Raw genomic sequence first — 15,317 nt, 5'->3', positions numbered from 1 at the left:
AGGCCACCGGGCTCCCTTCGTGTGCGGTGCGTCAGTCGCCGTTGACGTTGTGGGCGATGCGGTCGCCGATCTCCTTGTCGATGTTGCGCCAGTACTGCAGCGCACGGTCCAGGACCGGGCGGCTCACGCCCTGCAGCAGATGCCCGGTGACGTTGGAGACCAGCCGGTCGCGGGCCGCCTCGTCCAGGACCTGGCGGACCATCGTGTGCGCCTGGCCGAAGTCGTCGTCCTCACGGTGCAGCCGATAGGCCTCCCGCACCATCTCGCCCGCCGTGTGCCAGCCGGCGGGATCGCCGAACTGCTGGACGTCCGCGGCCGGTCCGCCGTAGGAGTTCGGTGCGTACGGCCGCGCGGTGCGCGCGGGCTCGTAGCGCATCGGGCCGTCCTTGGCGTAGGAGCGCACGTCCACACGCGGGCGGTTGGGCGGCAGCTGGGCGTAGTTGGGGCCGATGCGGTAGCGGTGCGTGTCCGGGTACGAGAAGAGCCGGCCGAGCAGCATCTTGTCCGGGGACGGGCCGATGCCCGGCACCATGTTGGACGGCTCGAACGCGGCCTGCTCGATATGGATGAAGTAGTCCTCCGGATTCTTGTCGAGCGTCATCCGGCCGACCTCGATCAGCGGGTAGTCGCCGTGCGGCCACACCTTGGTGAGGTCGAACGGGTTGAACCGGTAGTCCGGCGCGTCGTCGAAGGGCATCACCTGGACGTACATCGTCCAGGACGGGTGGTCGCCGCGCTCGATCGCCTCGTACAGATCGCGGCGGTGCACATCGGCGTCCTTGCCGGCCAGCTCGTCGGCCGCCTCCTGGGTGAGGAAGTCGATGCCCTGGTCGGTCTTCATGTGGTACTTGACCCAGAACCTCTCGCCGCCGCCGTTGACCCACATGTAGGTGTGCGAGGAGTACCCGTTCATGTTGCGGTACGTCTTCGGGATGCCCCGGTCGCCCATGAGCCACGTGACCATGTGCGCGGACTCGGGGGACAGGGTCCAGAAGTCCCACTGCATGTCGTTGTTGCGCAGCCCGGTCACCGGGTGGCGCTTCTGGGAGCGGATGAAGTCCTGGAACTTCTGCGAGTCACGGACGAAGAAGACCGGTGTGTTGTTGCCGACCAGGTCGTAGTTGCCGTGCTGGGTGTAGAACTTCAGCGCGAATCCGCGCGGGTCGCGCCAGGTGTCCGGGGAGCCGAGTTCACCGGCGACGGTGGAGAAGCGTGCGAGCATCTCGGTGCGCTTCCCCGGCTGGAACAGGTCGGCCTTGGTGAACTGGCTGACATCGTTGGTGACTTCGAAGGTTCCGTACGCGCCACTGCCCTTGGCGTGTACCACCCGCTCCGGTACCCGCTCCCGGTTGAACTGGGCCATCTTCTCGATGAGGTAATGGTCCTGGAGCAGGATCGGTCCGTCGGGGCCGACGGTGAGCGAGTGCTCGTCGCTCTCCACCGGGATACCCGCATTGCTGGTGGTGTAAGGAACCGACTGGGGTGCCTGCGTCACGAGCGTCCTCCCGTCGTGCAAAAGGGGTCGGTCAGGTCGCTTCGCTCACCCCAGCAGTCAACTCCTACGACGGGAGGTTGGCAACTTTTGGACTGAGTCCAAGACCGGCATCGTTCTACTGCCGCTCGGGCCGTCCCCGCCGCTCAGCCCCTGTTCAGCTCGAACCAGACCACCTTCCCGGTGCTCAGCCGGGTCGCACCCCAGCGCCGGGCCAGGCGGTTGACCAGGTACAGGCCGCGGCCGCCCTCGTCCGTCGCCCGGGCCTGCCGCAACCGCGGCAGCTGCGGAACGTCGTCGCCCACCTCGCAGCGCAGCACATCGGTGCGCAGCAGCCGCAGCGTGACGGGACGTGACGCATAGCGCACCGCATTGGTCACGACCTCACTGACCAGCAGCTCCACCGAGTCCGTCAGCTCCTCCATGCCCCAGTGGGCGAGCGCACGGCGGGCCAGCCGCCGGGCCCGGCTCGGCGCCGCGTCCTCGGGATCGAGGACCCAGTACGCGACGTCGCTCGGCGCGATCCCGTCGAAGCGGGCGGCGAGCAGCGCGATGTCGTCGTCGCGGTCGCCCGGGCCGAGCATGTCGAGCACCTCGTCGCACAGCGCCTCGAGCGGCGGCGGGTGATCGGCGCCGGTGAGCTGGGCGGTCGCGGCGAGCTTCTCCCGCAGCTGTTCTATACCGGTCCACACGTCCCGCAGCCGCGACTCGACGAGCCCGTCGGTGTACAGCAGGAGGGTCGCGCCGGCCGGTGCGTCCAGCTCCACGGCCTCGAAGTCCACCCCGCCCACCCCGATGGGAGCGCCCGCCGGGACCCGCAGCACCTCCGCCCGGCCGCCGAGGTGCAGCAGGACCGGCGGAGGATGGCCGGCGTTGGCGATGGTGATCCGGTGCGCGACCGGGTCGTACACCGCGTACAGGCAGGTGGCCATGCGGTCGGTGCCGAGCCGCTGGGCCTGCTCGTCGAGGTGGTGCAGCACCTCCTGCGGCGGCAGATCGAGCCCGGCGAGCGTCTGGGCCGTCGTCCGGAGCTGACCCATGATCGCCGCGGATGTCATGGAGTGGCCCATGACGTCGCCGACCACGAGCGCCACGCGGCTGCCCGGCAACGGGATCGCGTCGTACCAGTCACCGCCGACACGGGCGGTCTCGGCGGCCGGCAGATAGCGCGACGCCAGCCGGACACCCGTCGGGTTCGGCAGGGTCTCGGGCAGCATCGTCCGCTGCAGTTCGTCCGCGATGTACGCCTCGCGGCCGTACAGCACCGCCTTGTCGATGCCGAGCGCGCTGTGCGTGGCGAGCTGCGCGGCGACCAGCAGATCGTCCGCCTCGAACGGCAGCCGGTCCGGGCGGCGCAGGAACAGCACGGCGCCGATGACCCTGCGGCGGCCGCGCAGCGGTGCGAGGATCGCCCGCTGGCCCGCGGGGACCATGGTGTCGTCGCCGAGCAGCTCGGGCAGCGCGGCGCGGGCGGCGGGCGCGTCCGCGAAGACCGGACGGACCCCCCGCAGCACCTCGGCGAGCGCACCTCCGGGTCGCACCTCGCACAGCTCGCTGCTCAGGGCCAGAAGGCCGGAGCTCTCCGGTACCGGCACCGGGAGGATGCCGTCCTCCAGGTCCCGCTCCTGCGGAATCCGGTCGGTGCGCCGCAGCCGCAGTACGAGCGGTCCGGTGGGCCGCTCGTCGCCCACGGGCAGCGGATCGCGCAGATAGACGAGTATCGCGTCCGAGAAGGTGGGCACGGTGGCCCGGCACAGGCCCATCACGATCTCGTCGAGGTCGATGCCGCGGGCGATCCGCCGGGTGGCGGCGCCCACGAAACGCAGCCGGTCCCCGTCACGCCGCATGGGCATGGGGCCGTGCGGCGGCGGGCTCTGGCCGGTGCGCCGGTCCTTGCCGCCGGGCGGCGCGGACACCCGGTCCTGCTCACCGCCGGGCTGCGCCGGGATGCCCTCCGGAGCCGGGCGCGGCCGGTGCGTGCCCGGCTCCTCGGCGGCCGGCTGGGAGTGTTCGGAGCCACCCGTCGCGGGCGACGAGGAGGAGGTGCCGCCCGGGTTGCCCGACGGACCTTGCTTCGCGCAGGACAGCGGGCCGGACGACGGCGCCTCGTCACCCGCCCGGGTCTGTGCCGGTAAAGCCGTGGCGGGTGGGGTGGGCAGCGGTTCCGGGGTACGCAGGAGCGCCCCGCGGGGGTCCGCAGGGCCGACGCCCTGCTGCGGGCTCTTGTGGGAGGTCGGGTGCTCCGTCACGCGTGTCGAGTCCATCCGTCCGGGGCTGCGCGCCGTGCGTGCAGTTCGTCCCGCCGAGAAGCCGATACCCGGAATACGTGTCCCAGGAACGAAATTCCCCTGCGGTCACCCGCCGTACATGATCCACGGGTCGGGCGCGCCGTCCCGGTGTGGCCCTCGTACCCCTCGCTCACGTCCTGCCGCCCCTCGGTGACGTTCGGTCAAGCCCAGCGCATTCTGCGGGAGTTGCTGTTGTGTGCCCTTGCGGAGGACGATCCTACGGTTGTACCGCGGGGGCGCAACAAGGGTCTCATGACGTCATGTACGCGGGAGTACGGTCCCAGTCCCGCGGCAGGGGCGGCACCGGCCAGGACGGATCGGGCCGCCAGTGCTGCCAGCCGTCCGAGAACGGCGCCCCCCAGGCCTCGATCACCTCCACCGCGGACCGCCCCGCGGCCCGTACGCGCTCGGCGAGCCGGGGGTCCATCAGCCCGTCCCGCTGGGCCTGCGCGAACTCGTCCTCGTCCTGCCAGCCCCAACTGCGATCCGGGTAGACGCAGATGTCGAGGAAGTGATCCTCGGAGTCCACGCCGCCGGCCCACCGGACCAGCGGCTGCTCCAGGTTCACGTACCAGTTCTTGAACCGCCAGCCGGGATCCCAGAACAGCCAGACCGACCAGGGGCGGCCGGGACGCGCCAGCTTGAGCACACCGGTGCCGAACCAGCGGTCGAGCTGCACGGTCCGCCGCCTGGTGTAGCGGGACTCCAGCGGTTCGGCGTGCAGTGGCGTGCCGTCGGTGAAGACGGGCTTGACGCACTCGGTGCCGGGAGCCATCCACACCGCGAGCAGTTCCTCGTCGTCCCTGACGACCGTGACGGGGCGAGCGATGTGGAAGCGCTCGCCGGCGTTCTCCCGGTACCGCCAGAGGACCTGATCCCCCGGGGCCCAGTGCGTCGCCGGCCCGCCCGCTTCCGTCCGTCCCACCGCTCCGCCGTCTGCCATGCACAGATATTAGGTGCCTCGGGCATACGACGCTGCGGTCCCGGTCACGGTTCGCGTCACGGGCGGATGAAACGACGGACGGCTACGGGTGCGTCATGCGCAGGACGTCGAGCGCCTCGTCGAGCTGCTCCAGCGTCAGGTCCCCGCGCTCCACGTACCCGGATTCCAGGACGACCTGACGGATCGTCCTGCGCTCGGCGAGCGCCTTCTTGGCGACCTTCGCGGCCTCCTCGTACCCGATGTACTTGTTGAGCGGGGTGACGACGGAGGGCGACGACTCGGCGTACTCACGGGCGCGTTCCCGGTGGGCGACGACCCCGTCGACGGTGCGGTCGGCGAGCAGCCGTGAGACGTTCGCCAGCAGGCGGATCGACTCCAGCACGTTCTTCGCGATGACCGGCAGCATGACGTTGAGCTCGAAGTTGCCGGAGGCGCCCGCCGCGGTGATGGTCGCGTCGTTGCCGATGACCTGCGCGGCAACCATGAGGACGGCCTCGGGGACGACCGGGTTGACCTTGCCGGGCATGATCGACGACCCCGGCTGCAGGTCGGGAAGGGCGATCTCGGCGAGTCCGGTCCTCGGCCCGGAGGACATCCACCGCAGATCGTTGGCGATCTTCGTCAGTCCGACCGCGATGGTTTTGAGCTGCCCGCTGGTCTCGACGACGCCGTCCCGGGCGCCCTGGGCCTCGAAGTGGTTGCGGGCCTCGGTGAGCGGCAGCCCCGTGGCCCGGGCGACCTCGGCGATGACGGCGGCGGAGAAGCCGGGCGGGGTGTTGATGCCGGTGCCGACCGCGGTACCGCCCAGCGGCAGCTCGGCGAGCCGCGGCAACGAGGCGTTCAGCCGTTCGACGCCGTAGCGCACCTGGGCGGCGTATCCGCCGAACTCCTGTCCGAGTGTGACCGGTGTGGCGTCCATGAGGTGGGTGCGCCCGGCCTTCACGACGTCGGCGAACTCGCCGGCCTTCCGTTCCAGGGAGGCCGCCAGGTGTTCGAGGGCGGGGACGAGGTCGCGGACGACGGCGGCGGTGGCGGCGATGTGGAGGGAGGAGGGGAAGACGTCGTTGGACGACTGGGAGGCGTTCACATGGTCGTTGGGGTGCACGTCCCTGCCGAGCCGCTCGGTGGCCAGAGTCGCGATCACCTCGTTGGTGTTCATGTTGGACGAGGTCCCCGACCCGGTCTGGAAGACGTCGACGGGGAAGTGCTCGTCCCACCGGCCCTCGGCGACCTCGGCGGCGGCCTCCCGGATCGCCTCGGCGATGTCCTTGTCGAGCACGCCGAGCTCCGCGTTCACCTTGGCGGCAGCGCCCTTGATCCGTGCGAGCGCCTCGATGTGCGCGCGCTCGATCCGTTGTCCGGACACGGGGAAGTTCTCCACGGCGCGCTGGGTCTGCGCCCGCCACTTGGCGTCGACGGGGACCTTTACCTCGCCCATGGAGTCGTGCTCGATGCGGTATTCGCTCATGTCCGGTACAGCGCGGGCACCGGGTGCGCTTGTTCCTTGGTGGAGCCGAACGTGTTCCGTGGTGGAGCCGAACGCGCGGGTGATCCGGAGCGCTCGCGGCCGGGCGGCGCCGCCCCTTCCGGGAGCGTTGTTCGGAAGGGGCGGGAGCCGGGGTCCCGCGGGGGCGGGCAGCCGTCCCCGCGATGCGCCGGACGGACCGCCGGCCCGGGGAAGGACGCGGCGGCGGGGGCGGAACCGCCCCCGCTCCGGCGTACTACGCGAGCCCGGGGCCGCGGACCGGGATCGAGGTGAAGGTGGGCGGCTCGGCGGGTGCCTGGAAGAAGTCGTTGCCCTTGTCGTCCACGACGACGAACGCGGGGAAGTCCTCGACCTCGATCTTCCAGACGGCCTCCATCCCGAGCTCCTCGTACTCGACGACCTCGACCTTCTTGATGCAGTCCTGGGCGAGACGGGCGGCCGGGCCGCCGATGGAGCCGAGGTAGAAGCCGCCGTGCGACGCGCATGCGTCCGTGACCTGCTTGCTCCGGTTGCCCTTCGCCAGCATCACCTTGGAGCCGCCCGCCGCCTGGAACTGCTCCACGTACGAGTCCATGCGTCCGGCCGTCGTCGGACCGAAGGAACCCGACGCGTACCCCTCGGGGGTCTTGGCGGGGCCGGCGTAGTAGACCGGGTGGTCCTTCAGGTACTGCGGCAGTTCCTCGCCGGCGTCCAGCCGCTCCTTGATCTTGGCGTGCGCGATGTCGCGCGCCACGACCAGCGGTCCGGACAGCGAAAGGCGCGTCTTCACCGGGTACCTGGTCAGCTCGGCGAGGATGTCGTCCATCGGCTGGTTCAGGTCGATGCGGACGACGTCCCCGTCCTGCTCCAGGTGCTCGTCCGTCATCTCCGGCAGGAACCGCGCCGGGTCCGTCTCGAGCTGCTCCAGGAACACGCCCTCGGCCGTGATCTTCGCGACGGCCTGCCGGTCGGCGGAGCAGGAGACCGCGATCGCGACCGGGCAGGACGCGCCGTGCCTCGGCAGGCGCACCACGCGCACGTCGTGGCAGAAGTACTTGCCGCCGAACTGCGCCCCGATCCCGATCCTCTGCGTGAGCTCGAAGACCTTCTCCTCCAGATCCTTGTCCCGGAAACCGTGGCCCAGCTCGGAGCCCTCGCTCGGCAGCTCGTCCAGGTAGTGCGCGGAGGCGTACTTGGCGGTCTTCAGCGCGTACTCGGCGCTGGTGCCGCCGACGACGATCGCCAGGTGGTACGGGGGGCAGGCGGCGGTCCCGAGCGAGCGGATCTTCTGCTCGAGGAACTTCATCATGGAGGCCTCGTTCAGGACGGCCTTCGTCTCCTGGTAGAGGAACGACTTGTTGGCGCTTCCGCCGCCCTTCGCCATGAACAGGAACTTGTACGCGCCGCCGTCCGTGGCGTAGAGCTCGATCTGCGCCGGCAGGTTGGAGCCGGTGTTCTTCTCCTCCCACATGGTGAGCGGAGCCATCTGCGAGTACCGCAGGTTCAGCCGGGTGTACGCGTCGTAGATGCCGCGGGAGAGGGCCTTCTCGTCCTCGCCCCCGGTGAGGACCTGCTGACCGCGCTTGCCCATCACGATCGCCGTGCCGGTGTCCTGGCACATCGGGAGCACGCCGGCCGCGGCGATGTTCGCGTTCTTCAGCAGGTCCAGCGCCACGAACTTGTCGTTCGAGGACGCCTCCGGGTCGTCGATGATGCGCCGCAGCTGGGCGAGGTGCGCGGGCCGCAGGTAGTGCTGGATGTCGTGGATCGCCTCTTCGGCGAGCTTGCGCAGCGCCTCCGGCTCGACCTTGAGGAACGTACGCCCGTCGGCCTCGAAGGTGGAGACGCCCTCGGAGGTGACCAGCCGGTACGGCGTGGTGTCCTCTCCCGTCGGGAGCAGATCGGTGTACGCGAACTCAGGCATCTCGCCCATTCCTCACTAGACAGGCCGGGTTTTCGTGGCGTGATGCACCTCCGGGGCGCGGTGGACCCGTGCCGGGCGACCGGCCGCACCCGGCTCTTCCGTGTCGGGCCTCGGCGCGCTTCCCCGGGCTCTCGGTTGCTCGAGCAGGGGACCCTCGGTCTCCCAGCGCAGGCGCGCCCCTCGGCTCACTCGCCGTGGCTGGCCTCCGTTGGCAGCGTTCACCAGCGTAGGACCTGGCACTCGCGGTGAACCTGTGAGGTAAGGCTCAGTCGGCCGGGCGGAAGGGGCCGGTCCGGCCGGCGGGTTCTCCACAGGCCGTGCCGGGGGGTAGTCGCGATCTATCGCGTTTGGGTACGCTGCTGCCGTGGACCTTCACAAGAGCCCCGCCCCGACGGCCCGCGGGCCCGTGCCCGCGACCGAGCTGCGCTGTTCCGACGCCGACCGTGACCGCATCGCCGACATCCTGCGCGACGCCCTCGCCGAGGGGCGCCTCACGGCGGAGGAGCACGCCGAGCGCGTCGAGGGCGTGCTGAACGCCAAGACGGTCGGGGAGCTGGACCTGTTCGTCCGCGACCTGCCCGCGGCGCACGCGCGCCGCACCGGCACGGCCTACGCCCCGCCGGGTCGCCCCGCCCCGGGCACGGTGCCCACCGAGCCCGACGCGAACGTGGTGGCGGTCTTCAGCAGCGCCATCCGCAAGGGCCGCTGGCGCCCCGGCCGCCGTCTGCACGCCTACGCGATCTTCGGCAGCGTCGAGATCGACCTCAGCGAGGCGATCTTCGAGTACCAGCAGGTCGTGATCAAGGCGATCTCGGTCTTCGGTGACGTGACGATCCGTGTCCCTGAGAACATCACGCTGCGCGGCACCGGCGGCGCCGTCCTCGGCAACTTCGAGGTGAGTCCACTCGATTCCGGTGAGCAGAACGCACCCGTCGTCCATGTGGACGGACTCGCCGTGCTCGGGAACGTGGAGGCGCGGCCCAAGCGGGGCAAGCTGGTCGCCGACATCCTCGATCGTGTGTCGGACAAGGTCGACAGGGCTCTGCGCAGGCACCTCGACCGCTGACTCCCGGGTCCCGCTCGCGTCCCCGGCCGGCCGGACGCATCCCCAAGTCGTGAACACCCCCTGCAACAGCAGCCGTCGGGGACACAGTGCATAGGCGTGCGCACAGCGGGTAGGCCTTGCTGCATCGTCTCTCGCTCGCGAAGCCGTCGTCAGGAGTAGACCGTGCTGCAACCGCCGCATTCGTCCCTGCAGGTCGCTGGCATCCCGCACCAGCGAGTGCCGGTGCGTGACAGGAACCAGGACGCCCCGTGGCACACGGAGGCGGTGTGCAGGCGGGACGAGGCCGGCCTGTTCTTCGCCCCCTCCAAGGAACCCACCGCGGCCCGGTTGTCCCGCGAGGAGGCGGCCAAGCGGGTCTGCGCGCGCTGTCCGGTGATGGTGGAGTGCCGGGAACACGCGCTGGTCCAGCCCGAGCCGTACGGGGTCTGGGGCGGCCTCACGGCCGCCGAGCGCCGTGTGGTCCTCGCCCGGCGCCGGCGCCGGGACATGGAGCTGAAGAAGGCCGCACGAGGGACGATAGCCGCGGCCGGCTAGGAGCCCGCGCCAGCAGTGGCCCACCGGCCGGCCGACGAGCCGAGGGCAGGCCCGGGGTGAGAGCGCGCGGTGCGGGGCCCGACGACGCAGGCCCGAGCACGGTCGGGCTCTCACCACGCCCTCCGCGCCCGGCTTCCACCACCCGCGCACCGCCCCCGGAAACGGCGGAGGGCGCCCTCTCCGCACCGAGGGCGCCCCGAGCCGATCTGCCCGGCGAGCCGGGCCGCGATCACTGCGCGCGGTCGAAGTCGACCGTGCTGTACGCACGCAGCTTGCTCAGTTTGTGCACGGAGTCGATCCGGCGGACGGTGCCGGACTTCGAGCGCATCACGATCGAGTCGGTCGTGGCGGTCTCGGAGCGGTACCGCACTCCGCGCAGCAGTTCGCCGTCCGTGATGCCGGTGGCGACGAAGAAGACGTTCTCGCCGGAGACCAGGTCGTCCGTGGTCAGCACCCGGTCGAGGTCGTGCCCGGCGTCGACGGCCCGCTGTCGTTCCTCGTCGTCCTTGGGCCACAGCTTGCCCTGGATGGTCCCGCCCAGGCACTTGACCGCACAGGCCGAGATGATGCCCTCGGGTGTGCCGCCGACGCCGAGCAGCAGGTCGATGCCGGTGCCCTCGCGCAGCGCCAGGATCGAGCCGGCCACATCGCCGTCCGAGATCAGCTTGATGCGTGCGCCGGTCTCCCGGACATCCTGGATGAGGCTCTCGTGGCGCGGCCGGTCGAGGATGACGACGGTGACGTCCTCGGGCGCGGACCGCTTGGCCTTGGCGACGCGGCGGATGTTCACCGAGACCGGGGCGTCGATGTCGACGAAGTCGGCCGCCTCCGGGCCGGTGACGAGCTTGTCCATGTAGAAGACGGCGGACGGGTCGAACATCGTGCCGCGGTCGGCGGCGGCCAGCACCGCGATCGCGTTCGGCATGCCCTTCGCGGTGAGCGTGGTGCCGTCGATCGGGTCGACGGCGATGTCGCACTCCGCGCCGGTCCCGTCGCCGATCCGCTCCCCGTTGAAGAGCATCGGGGCCTCGTCCTTCTCCCCTTCGCCGATGACGACGATGCCGTTCATCGACACGGTGTGGACGAGGTTGCGCATGGCACGCACCGCGGCGCCGTCGGCCCCGTTCTTGTCCCCGCGGCCGACCCAGCGGCCGGCGGCCATCGCGGCGGCCTCGGTGACGCGGACCAGTTCGAGGGCGAGGTTGCGGTCGGGTGCCTCGGAGGGAACTTCGAGTTCGGAGGGCAGATGATGATTCTCGGTCATCGGAGCGCACCTTTCTGATACGACGACGGCCGGATGAGGGTGTGCCCACGACTCTATCGCCGGGCAGACAAAATGAGCAGGGGGGCCCACGGATGAGCGGACCGTCGTACCTGCGACGATAGGGGAGTGGCAGGTACGAATGGCAAGCAGAAGACGGTCCGGGGCATGCTTCTCTCCCTGGGCGTGGTCGGGCTGATGGCGGGGGTCGTCTACCTCTTCCTCCCGCACGACGACCATGCTCCCGATCTCCAGCGGGTCGACTACCGGGTCGAGCTGCTCACGGCTCGCCGCGCGGCGGCCTACCCGGTGGCGGCGCCCGAAGGCCTGCCGGGCACCTGGAAGGCCACCTCGGTGCGCTTCCAGGGCGAACCCTTCGACGCCTGGCACCTGGGCTTCCAGGACCCGACCGGTCAGTACGTGACGATCGAGCAGTCCACTCAGAAGCCGTCCGCATTCATCGACGAGGCCAGCCAGGGCGGACACGGGACCGAGGTGACCCAGAACATCGGCGGCCGTACCTGGCAGCGCTACACGGGCGGCCGCTACGACGCGCTCGTGTTCAAGGACAAGGGCTCCACGACCGTGGTGGCCGGGACGGCGTCGTTCGCCCAGCTGGCGAAGATGGCGCAGTCGCTGAAGACCGAGTGAGGCCGTGGGGCCGCGCTCCGCGGCGGCCCCGCGCGGACCCGCGCATGAGGAGGGCCCCCGGCGTCATCGGCGGGGGCCCTCCTCATGTGTGCGCAGCCGGCTCGGCCGTTCCGACGCCCCGGTCGATCTCCGGACCTCGATGTCCGGACGGGTCATCGGCTCGGCGGTGAGCCCCTGCGAGATGAACGCTAACCCTATTAAGTTCAAACTTCAATCAACGGGCGTGTGATGCGGCACATCACACCGCTCGCAGGGCACCGGCCACGGCCGACGGCACAAACCGCCGGCCCGGTCACCCGGAGCCCTCGGTGCCCCCGTCGCCGTCCGTGTCCTCCCGCTCCTCGGCGAGGGCGGCGTCCAGCCGCTTCCGGGCTCCCTCCAGCCACGTCCGGCACACCTTGGCCAGTTCCTCGCCCCGCTCCCACAGAGCCAGGGACTCCTCGAGCGTCGTGCCCCCGGCCTCCAGCCGCCGTACGACCTCGATCAGCTCGTCCCGTGCCTGCTCGTACCCGAGTGCCTCGTCCGTCTTGCCGGTCATGCGCCCACCCTAGATCTCTGCCCGTACCGTGAAATCGCCCTCGGCGACCCGCGCCCGCAGCGCCTCGCCCGCCGACACCTCCTCCGGCGCCCGGACCACGTGCCCGTCGGCCCTCTGCAGCACCGCGTAGCCCCGCTGAAGCGTCGCGGCCGGCGAGAGCGCCACCACACGTGCGTGGGTGTGCGTGAGCTCCGACTCGGCCCGGTCCAGCAGATGCCTCAGCGTGCGCCGGCTGCGGTCGGCCAGCGAGGTCACCTGCTCGGCCCGCTCGTCGACCATGCGGTGCGGATCCTCTATGCAGGGCCGCGCCAGCGCATGGGCGAGTCCCCGCTCCTCGCGCTCGACGAACGCCAGCACGCACCGCCGCGCCCGGTCCCGCAGCGCGTGCACACGCTGCAGCTCCTCGCCGACGTCGGGCACCACCTTCTTGGCGGCGTCGGTCGGTGTGGAGGCGCGCAGATCGGCGACATGGTCGAGCAGCGGATTGTCCGGCTCGTGCCCGATGGCCGACACCACAGGGGTGCGGCAGGCCGCCACCGCCCGTACGAGCTGCTCGTCGGAGAACGGCAGCAGGTCCTCCACGCTGCCGCCACCGCGGGCCACGATGATCACGTCGACCTCGTCCAGCGCGTCCAGCTCCTTCACGGCCTGGACGACCTGGGGCACGGCGTGCACCCCCTGCACGGCGACGTTGCGCACCTCGAAGCGGACGGCGGGCCAGCGGTGCCGGGCGTTCTCCAGCACGTCCCGCTCGGCCGCCGAGGCCCGGCCGCAGACGAGCCCGACGAGCTGCGGCAGGAAGGGCAGCGGCTTCTTGCGCTCGGCGGCGAACAGCCCCTCGGCGGTCAGCGACTTCTTCAGCTGCTCCAGCCGCGCCAGCAGCTCACCGACGCCCACGGGCCGAATCTCCGCGGCGCGCAGCGAGAGCTGTCCGCGCGGGGCATACCACTCGGGCTTGGCGTGGACGAGCACACGGGCGCCCTCGCTCACGACATCGGCGACGGCGTCGAACACCTGGCGGTAGCAGGTGACACCGACGGAGATGTCGTACGACGGATCGCGCAGGGTCAGAAAGACGACACCTGCACCGGGCCGCCGCGACAGCTGCGTGATCTGTCCTTCGACCCACACGGCTCCGAGCCGGTCGATCCATCCGCCGATGAGCCGCGACACCTCACCGACGGGCAGGGGTGACTCCGCGGACGTGTTGACAGCCATGCGCCGAGGGTAACGGCCCGGACCGACATCGCCGGTCGGCACAACCTCTCCCCGGGGAGGCGGTCTGCGGGCCCGGACACGGCCTTACGATGGTGCGCATGACCGCTTCGCCTGGCCGCCGTGTTCTGCTCGCCGCCCCCAGGGGCTACTGCGCGGGTGTCGACCGTGCCGTGATCGCCGTCGAGAAGGCCCTGGAGCAGTACGGGGCCCCCGTGTACGTCCGCCACGAGATCGTCCACAACAAATACGTCGTGCAGACCCTGGAGAAGAAGGGCGCGATCTTCGTCGAACGGACGGAGGAGGTGCCGCCGGGCAACATCGTCATGTTCTCCGCGCACGGCGTCGCGCCCACGGTCCACGAAGAGGCGCAGCGGGGCCGGCTCGCCACCATCGACGCGACCTGCCCGCTGGTCACCAAGGTCCACAAGGAAGCCGTCCGCTTCGCCAAGGACGACTTCGACATCCTCCTGATCGGGCACGAGGGCCATGAGGAGGTCATCGGCACCTCCGGCGAGGCCCCCGACCACATCCAGCTCGTGGACGGCCCGGCGGACGTCGCCAAGGTCGAGGTGCGCGACCCGTCGAGGATCGTCTGGCTCTCCCAGACCACCCTCTCCGTCGACGAGACCATGGAGACGGTCGACGCCCTCAAGGAGCGCTTCCCTCAGCTGATCTCCCCGCCCAGCGACGACATCTGCTACGCCACCCAGAACCGCCAGCTCGCGGTGAAGCAGATGGGTGCCGAGGCGGACCTGGTGATCGTGGTGGGTTCCCGGAACTCCTCGAACTCCAAGCGCCTGGTCGAGGTCGCCAAGCTCGCGGGCGCGCGGGAGGCGTACCTCGTGGACTTCGCCGACGAGATCGACGAGGCGTGGCTGGAGGGCGTGTCCACGGTCGGGGTGACCTCGGGCGCCTCCGTCCCGGAGATCCTGGTCGAGCAGGTCCTCGAGTGGCTGTCCGGGCACGGCTTCGAGGACGTCGAGATCGTCAAGGCGGCGGAGGAGTCGATCACCTTCTCGCTGCCCAAGGAACTCCGGCGGGACCTGCGTGCGGAGGCCGCCGAGCTGGGCTCGGACGCCACCGGCGACAACTGACGGTCGGGAAGATCGGGAAGAACGCTTAGCCCGTACGCCGTACCGTGGTGCCCATGCAGATCTTCGGCGTGGACATCGGTGGATCCGGAATCAAGGGCGCTCCCGTGGACCTGGAGCGGGGCGTCCTGGTGGAGGAGCGCTGCAAAGTGCTCACCCCGCACCCGGCGACGCCCGACCTCGTGGCCGACGGGGTGAAGGAGGTCGTCGGCCACTTCGGTTGGACGGGACCGATCGGCGTGACATTCCCCGGAGTCGTCACCGGCGGCTCCACGATCCGTACGGCGGCGAACGTCGACAGCAGCTGGATCGACACGGACGCACGCGCCCTGTTCAGCGAGCGGCTGGGCGGGCTCGCGGTGACCGTGCTCAACGACGCGGACGCGGCGGGCGTGGCCGAGATGGAGTTCGGCGCGGGCCGCGACCGCCGGGGCACCGTCATCGTGCTGACGCTGGGCACGGGCATCGGCAGCGCGCTGTTCGTGGACGGCGCGCTCGTACCGAACACGGAGCTCGGCCATCTGGAGCTGAACGGCCACGACGCCGAGAAGCGCGCGTCCACGAAGGCCAAGGAGGACCACGAGCTCACGTGGGAGCACTGGGCCCGCCGGGTGCAGAAGTACCTGGCGCACGTGGAGATGCTGTTCTCGCCCGAGCTGTTCGTCATCGGCGGGGGCGTCAGCCGCAAGTCCGAGAAGTTCCTGCCGCTGATCGAGGACATCAAGGCGGAGATCGTCCCGGCCCAGCTCCAGAACAACGCGGGAATCGTGGGCGCGGCGATGCGGGCGGCCAAGCAGGAGTGAGCGCCGCGGCGGGGTGCTCGGACGGTCCGGCGGTGCGGAGCCG

13 protein-coding genes are annotated in these 15,317 nt (G+C 70.7%); 5 read left to right on the top strand and 8 right to left on the bottom strand.

What is annotated here, in order from left to right; translation table 11 throughout:
- Nucleotides 1-31: 31 nt before the first annotated feature.
- The 5 genes from ACSHXN_RS15975 to ACSHXN_RS15955 all read right to left on the bottom strand — a co-directional run bounded on the left by ACSHXN_RS15975 (nucleotide 32) and on the right by ACSHXN_RS15955 (nucleotide 8,112).
- Nucleotides 32-1,495 carry a catalase gene (locus ACSHXN_RS15975; RefSeq protein ID WP_355134591.1) on the bottom strand — a complete coding sequence of 488 codons (1,464 nt, stop codon included), beginning with the start codon at nucleotides 1,493-1,495 and terminating at the stop codon, nucleotides 32-34.
- A gap of 143 nt (nucleotides 1,496-1,638) precedes the next feature.
- On the bottom strand, nucleotides 1,639-3,756 hold the full coding sequence (locus ACSHXN_RS15970) for a SpoIIE family protein phosphatase (RefSeq protein ID WP_355134593.1): 2,118 nt from the start codon (nucleotides 3,754-3,756) through the stop codon (nucleotides 1,639-1,641).
- Between the two features lie 274 nt (nucleotides 3,757-4,030).
- On the bottom strand, nucleotides 4,031-4,723 hold the full coding sequence (gene fomD / locus ACSHXN_RS15965) for a cytidylyl-2-hydroxypropylphosphonate hydrolase (RefSeq protein WP_355134595.1): 693 nt from the start codon (nucleotides 4,721-4,723) through the stop codon (nucleotides 4,031-4,033).
- 82 nt (nucleotides 4,724-4,805) lie between these two features.
- On the bottom strand, nucleotides 4,806-6,191 hold the full coding sequence (locus ACSHXN_RS15960) for a class II fumarate hydratase (RefSeq protein ID WP_355134597.1): 1,386 nt from the start codon (nucleotides 6,189-6,191) through the stop codon (nucleotides 4,806-4,808).
- A 253-nt stretch (nucleotides 6,192-6,444) separates the two neighbouring features.
- On the bottom strand, nucleotides 6,445-8,112 hold the full coding sequence (locus tag ACSHXN_RS15955; protein WP_355134599.1) for a fumarate hydratase: 1,668 nt from the start codon (nucleotides 8,110-8,112) through the stop codon (nucleotides 6,445-6,447).
- Between the two features lie 364 nt (nucleotides 8,113-8,476).
- On the opposite strand from ACSHXN_RS15955, the gene ACSHXN_RS15950 reads away from it, so the two are divergent.
- Both ACSHXN_RS15950 and ACSHXN_RS15945 read left to right on the top strand, forming a co-directional pair.
- Nucleotides 8,477-9,178 carry a DUF1707 SHOCT-like domain-containing protein gene (locus ACSHXN_RS15950; RefSeq protein ID WP_356111584.1) on the top strand — a complete coding sequence of 234 codons (702 nt, stop codon included), beginning with the start codon at nucleotides 8,477-8,479 and terminating at the stop codon, nucleotides 9,176-9,178.
- A gap of 162 nt (nucleotides 9,179-9,340) precedes the next feature.
- Nucleotides 9,341-9,712, top strand: a complete 372-nt coding sequence (locus ACSHXN_RS15945; RefSeq protein ID WP_355134603.1) for a WhiB family transcriptional regulator — start codon at nucleotides 9,341-9,343, stop codon at nucleotides 9,710-9,712.
- A 229-nt stretch (nucleotides 9,713-9,941) separates the two neighbouring features.
- Here the strand turns inward: ACSHXN_RS15945 and glpX are convergent, their stop codons facing one another.
- Complete coding sequence (glpX, locus tag ACSHXN_RS15940) at nucleotides 9,942-10,976, bottom strand: class II fructose-bisphosphatase (protein ID WP_355134605.1); 1,035 nt, start codon at nucleotides 10,974-10,976, stop codon at nucleotides 9,942-9,944.
- A 126-nt stretch (nucleotides 10,977-11,102) separates the two neighbouring features.
- Here glpX and ACSHXN_RS15935 point away from each other — a divergent pair, with 126 nt between their 5' ends.
- A complete protein-coding gene (locus ACSHXN_RS15935) occupies nucleotides 11,103-11,624 on the top strand; it encodes a DUF4245 domain-containing protein (protein ID WP_355134607.1) in 522 nt (173 codons plus the stop codon).
- A gap of 292 nt (nucleotides 11,625-11,916) precedes the next feature.
- Here the strand turns inward: ACSHXN_RS15935 and ACSHXN_RS15930 are convergent, their stop codons facing one another.
- On the bottom strand, nucleotides 11,917-12,162 hold the full coding sequence (locus tag ACSHXN_RS15930) for an exodeoxyribonuclease VII small subunit (protein ID WP_355134609.1): 246 nt from the start codon (nucleotides 12,160-12,162) through the stop codon (nucleotides 11,917-11,919).
- Nucleotides 12,163-12,171: 9 nt separating this feature from the next.
- Nucleotides 12,172-13,380 carry an exodeoxyribonuclease VII large subunit gene (gene xseA, locus ACSHXN_RS15925; RefSeq protein ID WP_355134610.1) on the bottom strand — a complete coding sequence of 403 codons (1,209 nt, stop codon included), beginning with the start codon at nucleotides 13,378-13,380 and terminating at the stop codon, nucleotides 12,172-12,174.
- Between the two features lie 89 nt (nucleotides 13,381-13,469).
- On the opposite strand from xseA, the gene ACSHXN_RS15920 reads away from it, so the two are divergent.
- On the top strand, nucleotides 13,470-14,474 hold the full coding sequence (locus tag ACSHXN_RS15920; RefSeq protein ID WP_355134612.1) for a 4-hydroxy-3-methylbut-2-enyl diphosphate reductase: 1,005 nt from the start codon (nucleotides 13,470-13,472) through the stop codon (nucleotides 14,472-14,474).
- Nucleotides 14,475-14,527: 53 nt separating this feature from the next.
- A complete protein-coding gene (gene ppgK / locus ACSHXN_RS15915; RefSeq protein WP_355134614.1) occupies nucleotides 14,528-15,274 on the top strand; it encodes a polyphosphate--glucose phosphotransferase in 747 nt (248 codons plus the stop codon).
- Nucleotides 15,275-15,317 lie beyond the last annotated feature (43 nt).

It is taken from the genome of Streptomyces sp. HUAS TT11 (assembly GCF_051553595.1).
Lineage (GTDB): Bacteria > Actinomycetota > Actinomycetes > Streptomycetales > Streptomycetaceae > Streptomyces.
The sequence above is the reverse complement of the archived record's forward strand: the minus strand, read 5'-3'. Positions and strand labels throughout refer to the sequence as shown.

Coding starts and splice junctions, on each gene's coding strand:
- ACSHXN_RS15970 (WP_355134593.1), bottom strand. CDS start 3,756: ATGGACTCGACACGCGTGACGGAGCACCCGACCTCCCACAAGAGCCCG.
- fomD (WP_355134595.1), bottom strand. CDS start 4,723: ATGGCAGACGGCGGAGCGGTGGGACGGACGGAAGCGGGCGGGCCGGCG.
- ACSHXN_RS15960 (WP_355134597.1), bottom strand. CDS start 6,191: ATGAGCGAATACCGCATCGAGCACGACTCCATGGGCGAGGTAAAGGTC.
- ACSHXN_RS15955 (WP_355134599.1), bottom strand. CDS start 8,112: ATGCCTGAGTTCGCGTACACCGATCTGCTCCCGACGGGAGAGGACACC.
- glpX (WP_355134605.1), bottom strand. CDS start 10,976: ATGACCGAGAATCATCATCTGCCCTCCGAACTCGAAGTTCCCTCCGAG.
- ACSHXN_RS15930 (WP_355134609.1), bottom strand. CDS start 12,162: ATGACCGGCAAGACGGACGAGGCACTCGGGTACGAGCAGGCACGGGAC.
- xseA (WP_355134610.1), bottom strand. CDS start 13,380: ATGGCTGTCAACACGTCCGCGGAGTCACCCCTGCCCGTCGGTGAGGTG.
- ACSHXN_RS15920 (WP_355134612.1), top strand. CDS start 13,470: ATGGTGCGCATGACCGCTTCGCCTGGCCGCCGTGTTCTGCTCGCCGCC.
- ppgK (WP_355134614.1), top strand. CDS start 14,528: ATGCAGATCTTCGGCGTGGACATCGGTGGATCCGGAATCAAGGGCGCT.